Annotated in this window: 12 protein-coding genes; 6 read left to right on the forward strand and 6 right to left on the reverse strand. The window is 70.5% G+C overall.

Annotated elements, in window-relative coordinates:
• Positions 1-26: 26 nt before the first annotated feature.
• Genes Q8S40_RS02385 through Q8S40_RS02395 form a run of 3 tightly spaced genes read left to right on the forward strand, consistent with a single transcriptional unit; the run spans position 27 to position 4,053 of the window.
• Positions 27-719: a phosphoribosyltransferase gene (locus tag Q8S40_RS02385; RefSeq protein WP_305669154.1), complete on the forward strand. Its 693-nt coding sequence runs from the start codon at positions 27-29 to the stop codon at positions 717-719.
• Positions 716-2,287 carry an ABC transporter substrate-binding protein gene (locus Q8S40_RS02390; RefSeq protein WP_305669155.1) on the forward strand — a complete coding sequence of 524 codons (1,572 nt, stop codon included), beginning with the start codon at positions 716-718 and terminating at the stop codon, positions 2,285-2,287. The genes Q8S40_RS02385 and Q8S40_RS02390 overlap by 4 nt, the downstream gene beginning before the upstream one ends.
• A complete protein-coding gene (locus tag Q8S40_RS02395; protein WP_305669156.1) occupies positions 2,284-4,053 on the forward strand; it encodes an adenine deaminase in 1,770 nt (589 codons plus the stop codon). The genes Q8S40_RS02390 and Q8S40_RS02395 overlap by 4 nt, the downstream gene beginning before the upstream one ends.
• Here the strand turns inward: Q8S40_RS02395 and Q8S40_RS02400 are convergent.
• The 6 genes from Q8S40_RS02400 to Q8S40_RS02425 all read right to left on the reverse strand — a co-directional run bounded on the left by Q8S40_RS02400 (position 4,050) and on the right by Q8S40_RS02425 (position 13,271).
• Entirely contained in the window at positions 4,050-5,159 is a 1,110-nt protein-coding gene (locus tag Q8S40_RS02400) for an OpgC family protein (protein ID WP_305669157.1), read from the reverse strand. The genes Q8S40_RS02395 and Q8S40_RS02400 overlap by 4 nt on opposite strands.
• A gap of 3 nt (positions 5,160-5,162) precedes the next feature.
• Positions 5,163-5,627, reverse strand: coding sequence for a DoxX family protein (locus tag Q8S40_RS02405; protein ID WP_305669158.1), 465 nt, complete (start codon positions 5,625-5,627; stop codon positions 5,163-5,165).
• Positions 5,628-5,692: 65 nt separating this feature from the next.
• On the reverse strand, positions 5,693-6,571 hold the full coding sequence (locus tag Q8S40_RS02410; RefSeq protein WP_305669159.1) for an endonuclease/exonuclease/phosphatase family protein: 879 nt from the start codon (positions 6,569-6,571) through the stop codon (positions 5,693-5,695).
• Positions 6,572-6,651: 80 nt separating this feature from the next.
• Complete coding sequence (locus Q8S40_RS02415) at positions 6,652-7,521, reverse strand: transglutaminase family protein (RefSeq protein ID WP_304813982.1); 870 nt, start codon at positions 7,519-7,521, stop codon at positions 6,652-6,654.
• The gene (locus Q8S40_RS02420) at positions 7,522-9,948 is read right to left on the reverse strand and encodes a circularly permuted type 2 ATP-grasp protein (RefSeq protein WP_305669160.1); all 2,427 of its coding nucleotides are present in this window, start codon (positions 9,946-9,948) and stop codon (positions 7,522-7,524) included.
• A gap of 47 nt (positions 9,949-9,995) precedes the next feature.
• Entirely contained in the window at positions 9,996-13,271 is a 3,276-nt protein-coding gene (locus tag Q8S40_RS02425) for a DUF2126 domain-containing protein (RefSeq protein WP_305669161.1), read from the reverse strand.
• Between the two features lie 144 nt (positions 13,272-13,415).
• Between Q8S40_RS02425 and Q8S40_RS02430 the strand changes: the two genes are divergently transcribed.
• The 3 genes from Q8S40_RS02430 to Q8S40_RS02440 all read left to right on the forward strand — a co-directional run bounded on the left by Q8S40_RS02430 (position 13,416) and on the right by Q8S40_RS02440 (position 15,943).
• Positions 13,416-14,162 (forward strand): SDR family oxidoreductase, encoded by a 747-nt coding sequence (locus Q8S40_RS02430; RefSeq protein WP_305669162.1) that lies wholly within the window; start codon positions 13,416-13,418, stop codon positions 14,160-14,162.
• 87 nt (positions 14,163-14,249) lie between these two features.
• Positions 14,250-15,002: an SDR family NAD(P)-dependent oxidoreductase gene (locus Q8S40_RS02435; RefSeq protein ID WP_305669163.1), complete on the forward strand. Its 753-nt coding sequence runs from the start codon at positions 14,250-14,252 to the stop codon at positions 15,000-15,002.
• On the forward strand, positions 14,999-15,943 hold the full coding sequence (locus Q8S40_RS02440; protein WP_305669164.1) for a glucokinase: 945 nt from the start codon (positions 14,999-15,001) through the stop codon (positions 15,941-15,943). Before Q8S40_RS02435 ends, Q8S40_RS02440 begins: the two co-directional genes overlap by 4 nt.
• Positions 15,944-15,983: the final 40 nt, after the last annotated feature.

A 15,983-nucleotide genomic window follows, 5' to 3' on the forward strand; every position in this document is an offset into this window, starting at 1 on the left:
GCGCCGCGCAACCCAATGGAACCCGGATGGCGTATTGGCAGCATTTCGGCGCGCCGCCGGCCGCGCGCGCGCCGTTCCGCGAGACCTTCCCCGCGCCGCTGCCGGATGGCGCGGTGCTGGATTTGCCGCTGCGCGATTTTTCCGACTTCGCCGTGGCCGGGCTGATCGCCAACCAGGCCAGCTTCGCCGTGATCCGGCGCCTCGCCCATTGGATGACCGAAGCGGCCCGGCCCCTGCAGCCCGACATGGTGGTGGGGATGCCGAGCCTGGGCCAGGTCTTTGCCCCGCTGGTGGCGGAATCGCTCGGCCACACGAACTGGGTGGCGCCCGGCTGGTCGCGCAAGCGGTGGTACGAGGAACGGCTTTCCGTGCCGGTGCGGTCCATCACCTCCCCCACCCCGCGCCGGCTCTGGCTCGATCCGCGTATCCTGGACCGGCTGGCAGGTCGGCGGGTGCTGCTGGTGGATGATGTGATCTCCACCGGCACCTCCGCCCTCGCCGGGCTGGAATTGCTGGCGGCCGCGGGCATCACCCCGGTGGGGCTGCTGGTCGCCATGGTGCAGGGCGATCGCTGGCAGGCCGCCTGGCCCGCCGCCATCCCGGTCCGCGCCGCCTTCGCCACGCCCATCTTCCGTCCCTCCCCCGCCGGCTGGGTGCCGGAGGCAGGGACCGCCCCGCATGACCTGTGTCTGACGACCATCAAGGACCACGCCGCATGATCCGCACGCTTCGCGCCGCTTTGCTCGGCACGGCCCTCCTCGCCGGCCCGGTGGCAGCCCAGGAAAACATCCGCATCGGCGTGGAGGCGGGGCCGACCAGCCTCGATCCGCATTTCGCCAGCCTGATCACCAACATCGCCTTCGCCCGGCACGTCTTCCAGCCGCTGATGGAACAGGATGCGACGCAGAATCTGCGCCCGGCCATCGCGCTGTCGCTGCGCGCGGTGGAGGAGCTGGTCTGGGAGGTGAAGCTCGACCCCGCCGCCCGCTTCCATGACGGATCGCCGGTAACGGCGGAGGATATCGCCTTCACCATCGCCCGCGCCGGCGACGTGCCGAACTCGCCCTCCTCCTTCCGCTACGCGACGCGACCGATCGCGGCGGTGGAGGCGGTGGATGCGAGCACCATCCGCATCCGCACCAACCAGCCGACCCCGCTGCTGCCGAACTTCCTGGCGCTGGTGATGATCGTCTCGAAGAAGCATGGCGAGGGCGCTTCCACGGCGGACTTCAATGCTGGCCGCGCCATGATCGGCACCGGGCCGTTCCGCCACGTCTCCTGGCAGCCCGGCAGCCCCGTGGTGATGGAGCGCAACCCGGCCTTCGCAGGCGCCGCGCCGGCCTTCCAACGGGTGGAATTCCGCCCCATCGCCAATACCGGCGCCCGCGTCGCCGCGTTGCAGGCGGGCGATGTGGACATGATCGAGATCGTGCCGCCCGACCATTTCGCCCGCTTCAAGGCGGAGACCGCGCGCTACGCCACCGCCGAAAGCCCCTCCAACCGCCTGATCTTCCTGACGCTAGACAGCGACCGGGAGGACAGCCCCTTCATCCGCGGCCGCGACGGCGCGCGCATCGCCAACCCGCTGCGCGACCCGCGCGTGCGCCGCGCCCTGTCGCTCGCCATCAACCGCGATGCCATCGTCTCCCGCATCATGCAGGGCCAGGCGCTGGCGGCGGGGGATCTCGGCCCGCCCGGCTATTTCGGCACCTCCCCCGATCTGCGGCCGACGCCATTCGACCTGGACCAGGCCAAGCGCCTGCTGGCGGAGGCCGGCTTCCCGGATGGCTTCGCGGTGCAGATCAACGGTCCGAATGACCGCTACATCAATGACGAGCAGGTGGTGCAGGCCATCGCGCAGATGTGGACCAGGCTTGGCCTCGCCACCACGGTGGAGACCAAGACACGGTCGATGTGGCTGAGCGAGGCGGCGCAGCTGCGCTATTCGGTGAACCTCGCCGGCTTCTCGCCCAACCCGGAACTGCTCGGGATGCTGGAGACGCAGATCCATAGCTGGAACACCACGCTCGGCCTCGGCACCGCCAATCGCGGGCGGTTTTCCAATGCGGAGATCGACGCCATCATCCAGCGCGCCCGCACCACCATCGACGACGACCAGCGCCGCACCCTGACGCAGCAGGCGACGCGGATGGCGCTGGTGGACCAGACGGCGCTGATCCCGCTGTTCTTCCCGGTCAACACCTGGGCGATGCGCCGCGGCTTCACCTATGAGGCGCGGACGGATGAGATGACGCTGGCCTTCAGCGCCGGGCGCGCCGCACGGTGAACCAGCCCGTCGATCCCGCGCTCCGCGCCCGCGCGGTCCAGGCCGCACGCGGCTCGGCGCCCTTCGACCTGCTGCTGGTGGGCGGCATGGTGGTGGATGTGGCGACCGGCGAATTGCGCGCCGCGGATGTCGGGATCGTCGGCCCGCTGATCGCTTCCGTGCATCCGCCCGGAACCCGGGAGGATGCGGCTGCGGTGGAGGATGTGGCGGGGCGCTACCTCGCGCCCGGCTTCATCGACAGCCATCTGCATTACGAAAGCAGTCTGATGGCGCCGGCGGATTACGCCGCCGTGGTGGTCCCCGCCGGCACCACCACCTGCGTCTGGGACCCGCACGAGTTGGCCAATGTGCTCGGCGTGCCGGGGGTACGCTGGGCGGTGGAGGCCTCCCGCGGCTTGCCGCTGCGGACGTTGGTGGCGGCGCCGTCCTGCGTGCCATCCGCGCCGGGGCTGGAACGGGCGGGCGCCGAGATTGGTGCGGCCGAGATGGCAGAGATGCTGTCCTGGCCCGAAGTGGTCGGCGTGGCGGAGGTGATGGACATGCCCGGCGTGCTGCGCGGCACGGCGCATATGACGGGCATCGTCGGCGCCGGGATGGCGTCGGGCAAGAATGTGAATGGCCATGCGCGCGGGCTGCTGGATGCGGACCTCCAGGCCTATGTCACGGCCGGCGTCACCTCCGACCATGAGATCACCGCTGCCGGGGATTTCCTGCAGAAACTGCGCGCGGGGCTGACGGTGGAGCTGCGCGGCAGCCACGACCAGGTGCTGCCCGGCGCCGTCGCCGCCCTCGCCACGCTGCCGCTGCTGCCGGTGAACCTGGTGCTGGCGACCGACGACGTTTTCCCGGATGAGCTGGTCGCCAAGGGCGGGCTGCGCGACACCATCGCCCGGGTGATCGCCCGCGGCTTGTCGCCGATCAGCGCGATCCGGCTGGCGACGCTGCATGCGGCGATGCGGCTGAAGCGCGACGATCTCGGGCTGGTGGCGCCGGGGCGGCGGGCGGATATTGTCGTTCTTTCGGACCTCACCACCGTTGCGGTGGACCGCGTGCTGTTCGATGGCGCGGTGGTCGCGCGCAATGGTGCACTGGTAGCGCCGCCTGCGCGCCGCACCGATGCGCCGATGGATACGATGAAGCTGCCGCCGCAATCACCGGATGCCTTCCGGCTGCATGTGAAAGGCGTGCGGAATGGCCGCGCCAAGCTGCGCCGCATCGTCGGCTCGCGCTTCACCGAATGGGGCGAAGCCGAGGTCGCGGTGCTGTATGGCGTGGCCGCGGTGCCGCCGGGCCATGCGGTGCTGACCATCATCCACCGCCACGGCCGCGCGCCCGCGGTGCCGCAAACCTGCCTGACCGATGGCTGGGGCGCGCTGCGCGGCGCCATCGCCACCACCATCGCGCATGACAGCCACAATCTGCTGGTACTTGGCGACACGGCGGAGAACATGGCGGCTGCCGCCAATGCGGTGATCGCGGCCGGTGGCGGCATGGCGGTGGCGGAGGGTGGCGTGGTGACGGCGCTGCTGCCGCTGCCCATCGCAGGCCTGCTGGCAGAAACACCACCCGGCACCACCGCGCGCAACTTCGCAGCGCTGCGCGAGGCGGCGGACCGGGTGTGCGACTGGCTGCCGCCCTACCGCCTCTTCCGTGGCATCACCGGCATTTCGCTCGCCTGCAATGCCGGTCCGCACCTCACCGATCTCGGCCTAACCGATGGCGGCACCGGCGATATCTTCGACCCGGCGGAGCCGCTGCTGGCCTAGGCGCGCACCACCCTTCGCCCCGCCAGCCGCCGCCGGTCCAGCACCGCGGCGAAGCCGGCCAGCGCCGCCGCCCCCGCCGGCATCAGCGCCAGTTCCAGCCACCAGGCGCCGGCAGGATGCAGCGCCAGCGCCGTCGCCACGCCCCAGGACAGGAACAGGCCGAGGCAGAACACATGCAGGCTGTGCTGGCCGATCAGCGCCAGAACCTGCGGCACCGCGCCATGCATCCAGGGCGCATCACGCGGCACCAGCACCGCCACCAGCCAGGCCAGCGCCAGCGCATGCGCCAGCCGCAGCGGGCCGAGAATGGGCTTCTCCGCCGCGCCCTCCAGCAGCTCCGGCGCCGGGATGGTCCAGCCGTAATGGCCGAGCTTCACCCACAGCCCCATCACCACCACCGAAGCCGCCAGCGCCAGCAGCACCGGATGGCGCGGCAGCGGCGCCGCGCCGAGCAGCGCGCGTCGCCCGCACCAGGCGCCCAGCAGGAACAGCACCTGCCAGGCGAAGGGATTGAAGCCGATCTCGGTGCCGCCCAGCCCGGGCAGGGTCAGGCCAAGAATTTGCGTCGTGGCATACAGGCCAAGGGGAAACAGCAGCGCCCAGTCGCCCAGCCGTTCCTGCAACCACAGGAAGGGCGCCAGCAGCAGCATGCAGAACACGAACAGCGGCAGGATATCCATGAAGGCGGGCTGGTACAGCAGCACCAGCGTGCCGCCGATGGCGCGCAGCGGGTCCTCCGCCAGCCAGCCCCAGCCCGCGGCCTCGGGCGGCACCGGCGCCGTCATCCGCATCCAGAACACCATGGCGGCGAACAGCGCGAAGACCAGCAGATGCGTCAAATACAGCTTGCGGATGCGCCCGCCCAGGTCGCGCAGCGCCGCGCCAAACCCATCCCGCGCCCGCTTCAGCGTGAAGACGGAGCCGAGCGCGAGGCCCGACAGCAGCACGAACTGCTCCGAACTGTCGGAGACACCCCAGCTCGCATGGATGCCCCAGAAGTAGATCGCGCCGTAGGCATGGGCGATGAAAATGGAGACCTGCAACCAGCCGCGCAGGACATCCAGCCGGACATCGCGCGGCGGGCGCTTCAGCGCGGCGGGCGCCACGGCTCAGGCCGCCTGCGGCAAAAGGCGCGCGCGCAGCGCGGAGAGCAGCGCGAAGGCCTCGGCGCGATGCGCGAACAGCACGAAGGCCGCCATGACCCAGGTGAAGACCGCTTCCTTGAACAGCCCGCCGCCATCGCCATAGGGATCGATGCCGAGCGGGCTGACCGTGTGGAAGAAGATGGCGCCCGTCATCGTGCCGAGCGACAGCGCCGCGCCCACCATCCGCGTGCGCGGGATCAGCACAAGGACGGCGCAGAAGATCTCGAGGATGGCGACGAACAGCCGGAACGGCTTCTCCCCGCCCGGCGTGCCGAGCCAGTCGGAGATGATGGTGAACAGATAGACCGAGCCTTCGTGGCCCGTCAGCTTGAACTGCTGGTACCAGGTCAGCTCATAGGCAATCCAGATCGCCGCCGGCCAGGCCAGCCATTTCAGCACGCGATCGGTGCCGGGAGAGAGGGTCAGCATGGCGGGCGCTCCGCTTGATGGATGCACCCAGCTTCGCCGGCTCCCTACGCCCGGTTACGGATGTCTCAACCCAGATCGAGATCGAGGAAGATCGGCAGGTGGTCGCTGCCCTCGGCCTCGGTGCCGATACGCGCGGCGCGGAAGGCGGGCACCAAGGCGGGGTGCAGCAGCGCGTAGTCGATCCGCGCACCTTCCTGCCCCTTCCACTGCGCCATGGTGTGGCCGGACATCTCGGCATGGCCCGCCAGCACCCAGGAATCGGCGAATTGCCCGCGCACCGCGACGCGACCCGGCCGATGCGTCGCATCGCCCACCAGCATCGGGTATTCCGGGCCGTCCGGGCGCAGGTTGAAATCGCCGAACAGGATGCAGGGCTCGGGCGGCGCCGGCTCGGCCCAGCCCTCGGTCCAGTCATCGTCGCGGCCATTGGCCCAGGCCATGCCATCCCGCGGCGCGCTGGCGACCATCGCCTTCAGCGCCTCGATCTGCGGGATGCGGGTGACCGGCGCCAGATGCGACAGATGGATGGAATAGATGCGGATCGGCCCGCCGGGCAGGTCGATCACCGCCTCCACCGCGCAGCGCTGCACATCCTGCTGATCCGCCGGCGGCAGGAAGGGCAGCGGCAGGGTGCGGGTGGAACGGATCGGGAAGCGGGAGAACACCGCATTGCCGAAGCGCCGCCGCCGGTTCACCACGCGGCCCGCATCATCGGTGAAGCTGGCATCGACATCATAGGTGGCGCCGAACACCATGTGCCGGTTCAGCCGCGCGGCGAACCAGGCGGCCTGATCGATGAAATCGTTGCGCGCGAAGCCGGTGGCGACTTCCTGCATGGCGATCACATCGGCCGTCTCGACCTCCCGCGCGATGCGCTCCAGGTCGTACAGGCCGTCCTGGCCCTTGCCGTACTGGATGTTGTAGCTGGCGAAGGTGATGGTCACGGGTGGTGGTCCTCGGCGTTTGGCTGAGGCTGCCGCCGGAGGGTGTGGCGCGTCCAGGGTCGGAATCATGACACGCGGCGCTATTCCGCGATGAGATCGACGCCCACCGTCAGCTTCTGCCGCCCGCCGCCGAGCAGGATGCCGGTCACCGGGCTGACATCGGAGAAATCCCGCCCCCAACCAAGCAGCAGATGCTCGTCCGAGACCACCAGGTCGTTGGTCGGGTCGAGGTCCACCCAGCCATGCCGCGGGCCGAGCCAGCAGCCAACCCAGGCATGGCTTTGATCCGCCCCCTGGCGCCGCGCCTGCCCGGGCGGCGGCCGGGTGCGGACATAGCCGGAGCAATAGCGCGCCGGCAGGCCCAGTGCGCGCAGCCCTGCGATCATCAGATGCGCGAAATCCTGGCAGACCCCGGCGCGCAGCTCCAGCACCCGGGAGACGGGGGTGGAGATGCTGGTGACGCCCGCCTTGAAGGCAAAATCCCGCCGGATGCGGGCGCACAACTCCCGCACGCCGGCCATGATCGGACGGCCGGGCGGGAAGGATTCGGCGGCATAGAGGCCGGCGGCGCGCTCGGCCGGAGCGTGGTGGCTGGGCAGGGTGAATTCGGCGGCGTCCCAACCTTCCGGGCTGCGCGCGGCATCGCGCACCTGTTCCCAGGGCAGCGTGTCCCCGGCCGGGGGTGGGGGCGCGAAATCCACCTCGACCGTCGCCTTCAGCGTCACCTCGAAGGCGTCATGCGTGGTGCCGATGAACAGCCAGGTGACGCCATTGCCGAAATGGTCCTGGCCATCCTTGCGGTGCCCGCCCTCCGGCAGCACTTCGATCTCGGCGGCCCGCACCACCTGCCCCGGCAGCTTCCGCGGCGACAGGTGCAGAAGGTGGGAGGCGAGGTCCACCGAACGGCCATAGCGATAGGCGGTGCGGTGCCAAAGGGTGTAGCGGGTCATCTACTCCGGCGCCCCGCTCTCATCTTCGCCCAGCGAATGGGTGCGGACGTGGCTGACATAGCGCCGCGCCACCGCATCCGACAGGGCCGCCGTCTCCGCCTCCAACGCGTGGAGATCGGCCGGCAGCGCGGCCGTGGCCACATCCCGGTCGGTGGCCACCAGCACCGCATCCACCAGCGCCTGCGGCCGCGCGGCGAGTGAGGCGGCGGTGGCGGCCAGCAGATCCTCCGCCCCCGCGATCTCCGCCAGCCTTTCCTTCACCGCGGCAAGCTGGAAGCCCAGCGCGCGCGGGTTGCCGGGATCGGCCAGCACCAGGTCCAGCACCGGCGCCGCCTGCACCGCGGCCAGGTAGCGGGCGCGGTAGGTCAGCGCGCTGTCGCACAATTCGAGCGCCAGCCGCAGCCCGGCCTCCAGCCGCAGCGGTGGCTGATCCAGCGCATGCGCCAGGTTGCGCGCGGTGGCCGTCGCACGCTCGATGCGCCGGCCGAGGTCGAAGAACATCCAGGCGCCGCCGCGCACCATGTTCTCCGCCGCGATGCCGGACAGCGCGGTGCAGAATCGGATGATGGCGGTGGCCGCCGGGGCCAGGGCATCGAGCCCGCCGACACCGGCCAGCAGCCGCGCGCGCCCTTCATGGATGAGATGCGCGAAGGCGGCCCACATGTCATGCGTCAGCCGGTCCCGCACCGCCACCTGCGGCCGCTCAACCGCCTCCAGCAGGCCGAGCAGCGCACCGCCCGGCCCGGCGGCGGCGCGCAGCGCGCGCGGCAGGGCGGCGCCATCGGCCGGGCTGGCAGCGGCCTCGGCGTCGATCAGCCCGGCGGCGTGCAGGCAGCGGGCAAGCGTCCTGATCTCCGCCACCTCCCGCGGCATCGCGGCGCCGCGCAGCAGGCGGGACAGCAGGGCGCGCATCAGCCGCGCCGCGCCGTCCAGCCGCTCCACATAGCGGCCTAGCCAATACAGGTCATCCGCCACCCGGCTCGGCAGATCGCCGGAAGCGCGCTGGATGGTCAGCACCGCCGCGCGCGGGGCGGCGGGGCCGACGATGTCCTGCGTATCCTCCGCCATCACCCAGACATCCTTGGCGGAACCGCGCCGCGCCGGCGGGCCGGCGATGGCGCCGCTGCCCTCCAGCACATGCGCCATGCCGCCCGGCATGGCGTGCCATTGGCCGGCGGCGTCGCGCATCAGAAACATCCGCAGCACCACCGGGGCAGGCTCCAGCGCCTCGCCGGCCAGTTGCGGCGCGGCGGAGGGCGGCATGGGGCGGGTGGCGGCGAACATCCAGGGGGCGGCGGTGCCACGCTCGGAGAAGGCCTCCAGCGCACCCAGCGGCGGCTCCTGCCCCTGTTCGAAGGCGGATCGCAGGCGCCAGGCCTCGGGCGCGGCCTGCACCACATCCCGCGCCGCCGGGTCGCCCATCCACAGTGTCTCCAGCCCCGCCAGCGCCAGGTCTTCATCCAGCAGCAGGCGGGCGCAGGCGGGCAGATACGGTGCGGCGCCGGGCATTTCGGCCAGCATGGAACCGGGCGCATTCACCAGCCGCACGGCGCCATCGCGCAGCACCCGCATCAGCCCGGGCACGCCAGTGCCGGCATCGAATTCCAGCGGGTCCGACAATTCGCCCTTGATGCGGCGCAGGATGACATCGACGCGCTTCAGACCGCGCAGGGTCTTCAGGAACACCTCGCCGTCGCGCACCGTCAGATCGCCGGTCTCGACCAGTTCCAGGCCCAGTTGGCGCGACAGGAACAGATGCTCCAGCCAGGTCTCCTGCTTGGCACCGGGCGTCAGCAAGGCGAGGCGCGGATTGTCCACGCCGGGCGGCGCCAGGGCCTGCAGCGCATCGATCCAGCCATCGAAGAAGGGCCGCAGGCTGCGGACCTGCACGGCGCGAAACGCCTCCGGCAGCACGCGGGCCAGCAGGTTGCGGTTCTCGGCCGCGAAGCCCACGCCATTGGCGCCGCCAGTGCGGTCCGCCAGCACCCGCCAGGCGCCATCCGGCCCGCGCAGCAGGTCCGCGCCGTAGAAGGCCAGGCGCGGGAAGGGCACGGTGGCGGGCGCCCGGCAGGGGCGCAGGAAATGCGGGTTGCCGAAGACCAGCGTCGCCGGCAACGCGCCCTCGGAGAGCAGGCGTTGCGGGCCGTAGAGATCCTCCAGCATCGCCGCCATCAGCCGGGCGCGCTGTGCCAGGCCGGATTCGAGACTGGCGAATTCCGCCGCGGACAGGATCATCGGCACCGGGTCGCAACGCCAGGGGCGGCGGGTGCGGCTGGCGGAGTCGGCCAGCACCGTGGCCACCCCCTCCTCCTCGAAGGCGCGATCGAGGCGGCGGCCGCGTTCGGCCACCGCGGCATAGCCGAGCGAGGAGAAGGCGCCGAGCAGCCCACGCCAATGCGGCCGCACCTGGCCGCGGCCGTCCACCATCTCATCCAGTTGCGGTGGGGCGTGGTCCGCGTGGGCGGGTGCGTCGGTCAGGTGTTGCGCCTCAGATCCAGGGTTCGGGGAGTTGCACGGGAGTTTAGCACGCGCGGCGCCGGCATGGCGCCCGGCGTATGGCCAAACGGGAAGAACAATGCACGGCGGCGCGCTTCGGCCTCATTCGCATTGACCGGAAAGCTCTGGTAGTTGCGGCCGCCCGGATGCGCCACATGGTGCTGGCAGCCGGCCAGGCTGCGGCCGGTCCAGCTATCCCACACATCGAAGGTCAGCGGCGCCTGGGCGCGCACCGTCGGGTGCAGGGCGGATGGCGGGTTCCAGGCCTTGAAGCGGATGCCGGCGACGTATTCGCCTTCCGTGCCCGTCGGCGTCAGCGGCACCGCGGCGCCGTTGCAGGCGAGGGTGAAGCGTTCCTCCACCCAGCCCGTGACGCGCGCCTGGAGGCGTTCCACGCTGCTGTCCACATAGCGGGTGGTGCCGCCGGCGGCGGTTTCCTCGCCCAGCACATGCCAGGGCTCCAGCGCGTTCCGCAGTTCCAGCTCCATGCCACGGACGGCGATGTGGCCGACCTTCGGGAAGCGGAACTCGAAATGCGGCTCGAACCACTCGGCCTGGACGGGGAAGCCGAGCGCCTGCACCTCCTCGATCACCTCGCCGAAATCCTGGTGGGCGTGGTGGTGCAGCATGAAATCATCATGCAGGCGGGTGCCCCATTTGATCAGGCGGCGCTCATAGGGGCGCTGCCAGAAGCCCGCGACCAAGGCGCGCAGCAGCAATTGCTGGGCGAGCGACATCTGCCAATGCGGCTGCATCTCGAAGCCGCGGAACTCCACCAGGCCGAGGCGCCCGCCGGCACGACCCGGATCATACATCTTGTCGATGCAGAATTCGGTGCGGTGGGTGTTGCCCGTCATGTCCACCAGCAGATTCCGGAAGATGCGGTCGGTCAGCCAGGGCGGGACGTCGGTGCCCATCGGGGGCACCTGCGCCAGGGCGGTTTCCAGCTCGTGCACCGCATCGCCGCGCGCCTCATCCACCCGCGGATGCTGGCTGGTCGGGCCGATGAACAGCCCGCTGAACAGGTAGGAGAGCGAGGGGTGGTTGTGCCAGAAGCCGACCAGCGACTTCAGCAGGTCCGGCCGCCGCAGAAAGGGACTGTCCGTCGGCGTCGCCGCGCCCATCACCATGTGGTTGCCGCCGCCGGTGCCGACATGGCGGCCATCCAGCATGAATTTTTCCGCCGCCAGCCCGATCTGGCGGGCTTCCTCATACAGCGTCTCGGTCCGCGCGCTGGTCTCGGCCCAGCTGGCGGAGGGGTGGATGTTCACCTCGATCACGCCCGGATCGGGGGTGACGGAGAAGTTCAGCACGCGCGGGTCCTGCGGTGGCAGATAGCCCTCCAGGAACACCTTCCGGCCAGTCTCCCGCGCCGTGGCCTCGATGGCGGCGACCAGGTCGAGCCAGTCCTGCACCACGGCGAGCGGCGGCAGGAAGATGTGGATCATGCCGCCGCGCGGTTCGACACAGAGCGCGGTGCGGACCACGCCTGGCTCCTCCTTGCCCGGCTCGGGCACCGGCTGTTCCACCACGCGGCCGCGCGCGGGGCCTTCGCGGCGCGGCTGCAAAGGCTCGCGCCGGGCGAAGGGGTCGGGCTCCGGCTCGGCCTCGATGCTGTCCTCGGCGGCCCAGGGCAGGCTGTCCAGCGGCAGGCGGAACCCCATCGGGCTGTCGCCCGGCACCAGCAGCAATTCGCCGTCGCGGAAGGACCATCTGCCGGATTCCCAGGCACGGTCCGCCCCCACCCCGGCACGGCGCAGCGGCAGGACGGAGCCGATCTCCGCCGCCAGCCCCTGGCCGAACAGCCGCGCCAGGCGGGCGCGTTCCAGGGGGTCCTTCAGCGTGGCATCCTCGGCCACGACATTGGCCGGGAGCATCTTTTCCTTCCACAGGTAGTAGTGGACATCCTCCCGCGCCGGCATCAGCAGCGACGCATCCAGGCCGAGCCGGGTGGCAAGCGCGGCGGCGAAGCCGGCGGCATCGGCGGGCGTTGCATCGCCGATATCGTCATCCGAGGCGAGCAGGCTGGGGTCGGTCCAGACCGGCTCCCCATCCGCGCGCCAATGGCAATGCAGGCCCCAGCGCGGCAGCGGTTCGCCGGGGTACCATTTGCCCTGCGCGTAGGTCAGCGCCGCACCGGGCGCCCAGATCGGCTGCAGACGGCGCAGCAGTCGGCCAGCCAGCTTGCGCTTGGTCGGCCCCAGCGCATCCGTGTTCCACTCCGCCGCATCGCGGTCGCCCTCTGCCACGAAGGTCGGCTCGCCGCCCACGGTCAGGCGCACATCGCCGGCGGTGAGCGCCTGGTCCACGGTGGTGCCCAGCGCCATGATCCGCGCCCAGTCTTCCCCCGTGTAGGGCTTGGTCACGCGCGGCGATTGCGCCACGCGGCGGACTTCCATGTGGAAGCCGAACTCCGTCTCCGCCTCATCCACCCCGCCGGTGATGGCGGCCGCCGAGGCCGGCTCCGGCGTCGCGGCCAGCGGGATATGGCCCTCGCCGGCCAGCAGGCCGGAGGTGGGGTCGAGGCCGATCCAGCCGGCACCGGGCACATAGACCTCGCACCAGGCATGCAGGTCGGTGAAATCGACCGAGGTACCGACCGGGCCGGTGACGGATTTCACATCCGGAACGAGCTGGATCAGGTAGCCGGAGACGAAGCGCGCGGCGAAGCCGAGGTGACGCAGGATCTGCACCAGCAGCCAGCCCGAGTCGCGGCAGGACCCCTTGCGATTCGACAGCACTTCTTCCGGCGTCCAGACGCCGGGTTCCATCCGCACGATGTAGCCGATCTCGGTGGACAGCTTCTGATTGAGGTCCACCACGTAGTTCACCGTGCTCGGTGCCTCGCGCGGGATGTCCTTCAGATAGGCTTCCAGCAGCGGCCCGGGCGCCGAGACGCGGCGGAACGGGGCGAGTTCCTGGGCGAGCACCGGGTCGTAGGTGAAGGGGAAGCTCTCCGCCTCCGGCTCCACGAAGAAGTCGAAGGGGTTGATCGTGGCCATGTCGGCCAGCAGATCCACCGTAACGACGAATTCGCGGACGCGTTCGGGGAACACCACGCGGGCGATGAAATTGCCCTGCGGGTCCTGCACCCAGTTGAGGAAATGCGGCTTCGGCGAGATGTCCAGGGAATAGGACAGGATCGGCGTGCGGCAATGCGGCGCCGGCCGCAGCCGGATGAGTTGCGGCGACATGCCGACCAGGCGGTCATAGCTGTAGCTGGTGCGATGGGTGAGCGCGGCGTGGATGCTCATGGGGTGTGGGGTGTCCGGCCGGGATTTCGTGAATTGCTATCCCACCGGAATGGAGGGGGCCGCAAGGCGGAGAATGGCCTCGGGTGGACAGGACCGCCCCTGCCGCTCCAACCTGCCGCCGATAGCGGCTTTGGGGAAACGGGAATGGCTCAAAAATATGCATTGGTGACGGGTGCCGGGTCCGGCGTCGGCCGCGCTGCATCGCTGGCGCTGGCCGAGGATGGCTGGACGGTGGCGCTGCTGGGCCGCCGCAAGGACGCGCTGGAGGAGACGGCCGGGATGTGCGGCGGCGGCAAGACCCTGGTGTTGCCGGCCGACGTCACCGACCCCGGCCAGATCGACGCCGCCTTCGCGACACTCGCAAAAGAATTTGGCCGCCTGGACCTGCTGTTCAACAATGCCGGCAACAACGTGCCCGGCACGCCGTTCGAGGAACTGACGGCGGAACAATGGTTCAAGGTGGTCAACGTCAACCTGAACGGCGTGTTCCTCTGCGCCCATGCCGCCTTCCGCATGATGGCGAAGCAGGACCCGATGGGCGGGCGCATCATCAACAACGGCTCGATCAGCGCCCATGCGCCGCGGCCGGGTAGCGCACCCTATACCGCCACCAAGCACGCCGTCACCGGCCTGACCAAATCCATGAACCTCGATGGCCGCCGCTTCGACATTGCCGTGGGGCAGATCGATATCGGCAATGCGGCGACGCCGATGGCGGAACGCATGGCCAAGGGCGTGCCGCAGGCCGATTGGCAGATCAAGGCGGAACCGCTGATGAAGGTGGACCATGTCGGCCGCGCGGTCGCGCAGATGGCCGCCTGGCCGCTGGAGACCAACGTGCTGACCATGACCATCATGGCCACCAAGATGCCCTTCGTCGGTCGTGGTTGAGGGACGGGGGTCCATGCGGTCGCTGGAGGGCGCAGGCGCCCGCAGGGCAACGAGCACCGGAGGCGTGAATCGCATGGGAGAAAACGCATGAACAAGCTCGATCTGCAGGGCCGCGTCGCCGTTGTCACCGGCGGTGCGCGTGGCATCGGCCTGGCGGTGGCGCGGCGGATGATCCAGTCCGGCGCCGCCGTCTCGATCTGGGATGCGGACCCCGCCAAGGCGGAGGAAAGCCGCGCGGCGCTGGCCGCCGATGGCGCCGTCTCCGCCCAGGTCCTCGACCTGGCGGATGAGGTCGCGGTGGCGGAGGCCACGACCAAGACGCTGGTCGCGCATGGCAAGATCGATATTCTGGTGAACAATGCCGGGATCACCGGTGGCAACATGCCGGTGGCGGATATCCCAGCCGCGCAATGGCGCCGCGTGGTGGAGGTGAACCTGACCGCGCCCTTCCTGGTGTGCCAGGCGCTGGTGCCGCATCTGGTGGCGAATGGCTGGGGCCGCGTGGTGAATGTCGCCTCCGTCGCGGGGAAGGAGGGCAATCCGAACGCCGCGCATTACTCCGCCAGCAAGGCCGGGCTGATCGGGCTGACCAAGTCGCTGGCGAAGGAACTGGCAACGAAGAACGTGCTGGTGAACTGCGTCACGCCGGCCGCCGCCAAGACCGATATCTTCAACCAGATGACGGAGGCCCATATCGCCTTCATGCTGTCGAAGATCCCGATGGGCCGTTTCGTCGAGGTGGAGGAGATCGCTGCCCTGATCTGCTGGCTGTCGACGCCCGATTGTTCCTTCTCGACCGGTGGCGTCTTCGACATCAGCGGCGGGCGCGCCACCTATTGAGCGCGCTTCTGGCGGATATCGGCGGCACCAATGCCCGCTTCGCGCTGTGGCAGGCTGGGCGGGCCTCGGAGCCCGTCATCCTGCCCGTGGCGGATTTCGCGACCGCGGAGGATGCGATGGCGGAGGCAATCCGCCGCCTGGCGCCGGCCACGGCGCCGGAGCGCGCCATCCTGGCGCTCGCCGGGCCTGTGCTGGAGGAGCCGGTGCGGCTGACCAACGCCAACTGGGCGCTGTCGAGTGCCGCCATCGCGGATCGCTTCGGCATGAAGCGCGTGCGGCTGGTGAACGACTTCCTGGCGCTGGCGCATGCGCTGCCGCATCTGGGCGCGGGCGATGTGCACCGCATCGGCGGTGGCCGGGCCGTGGCCGATGCGCCGATGCTGGTGGTCGGCCCGGGCACCGGGCTGGGCGCCGCCGGGCTGGTGCCCTCCCCCTCCGGCCCGATCGCCGTGCCGACGGAGGGCGGCCATATCGGCCTGGCCGGGGAGACGGTGCGGGAGGATGCGGTGATCAGCGGCCTGCGCGCCCGCTGCGGCCGCGCCGGGGCAGAGGAGGCGCTGTCTGGCCGCGGGCTGGTCAACCTGCACGCCATCGTGGCCGATCTTCAGGGCGTGGCCGCGCCACCGCGCGATGCCGCCGCGATCGTCGCCGCCGCCGGCACCTGCAAGGTGGCGGATGAGACGCTGGCGCATTTCCTGGCCTTCCTGGCGGGCTTTGCCGGTGACATGGCGCTCGCCTGGGGCGCGCGCGGCGGCGTGTTCATCGCCGGCGGCATCCTGCCGCGCCTGCTGCCGATGCTGGATGCCCGGCAGTTTCGTGAACAATTCGAGGCCAAGCCGCCGATGCGGCACTGGATGGCCGATGTTCCCTTGGCGGTGGTGACGCACCCTGCCCCGGCCTTCCTGGGCCTTGCCGCGATGGCGCGGTTCAGCGCGGATTAACGGCTGCTGCCCGCAACCGGCGGGCGAAAGCAGGTGCTCC

Source organism: Falsiroseomonas sp., assembly GCF_030695085.1.
GTDB lineage: Bacteria > Pseudomonadota > Alphaproteobacteria > Acetobacterales > Acetobacteraceae > Falsiroseomonas.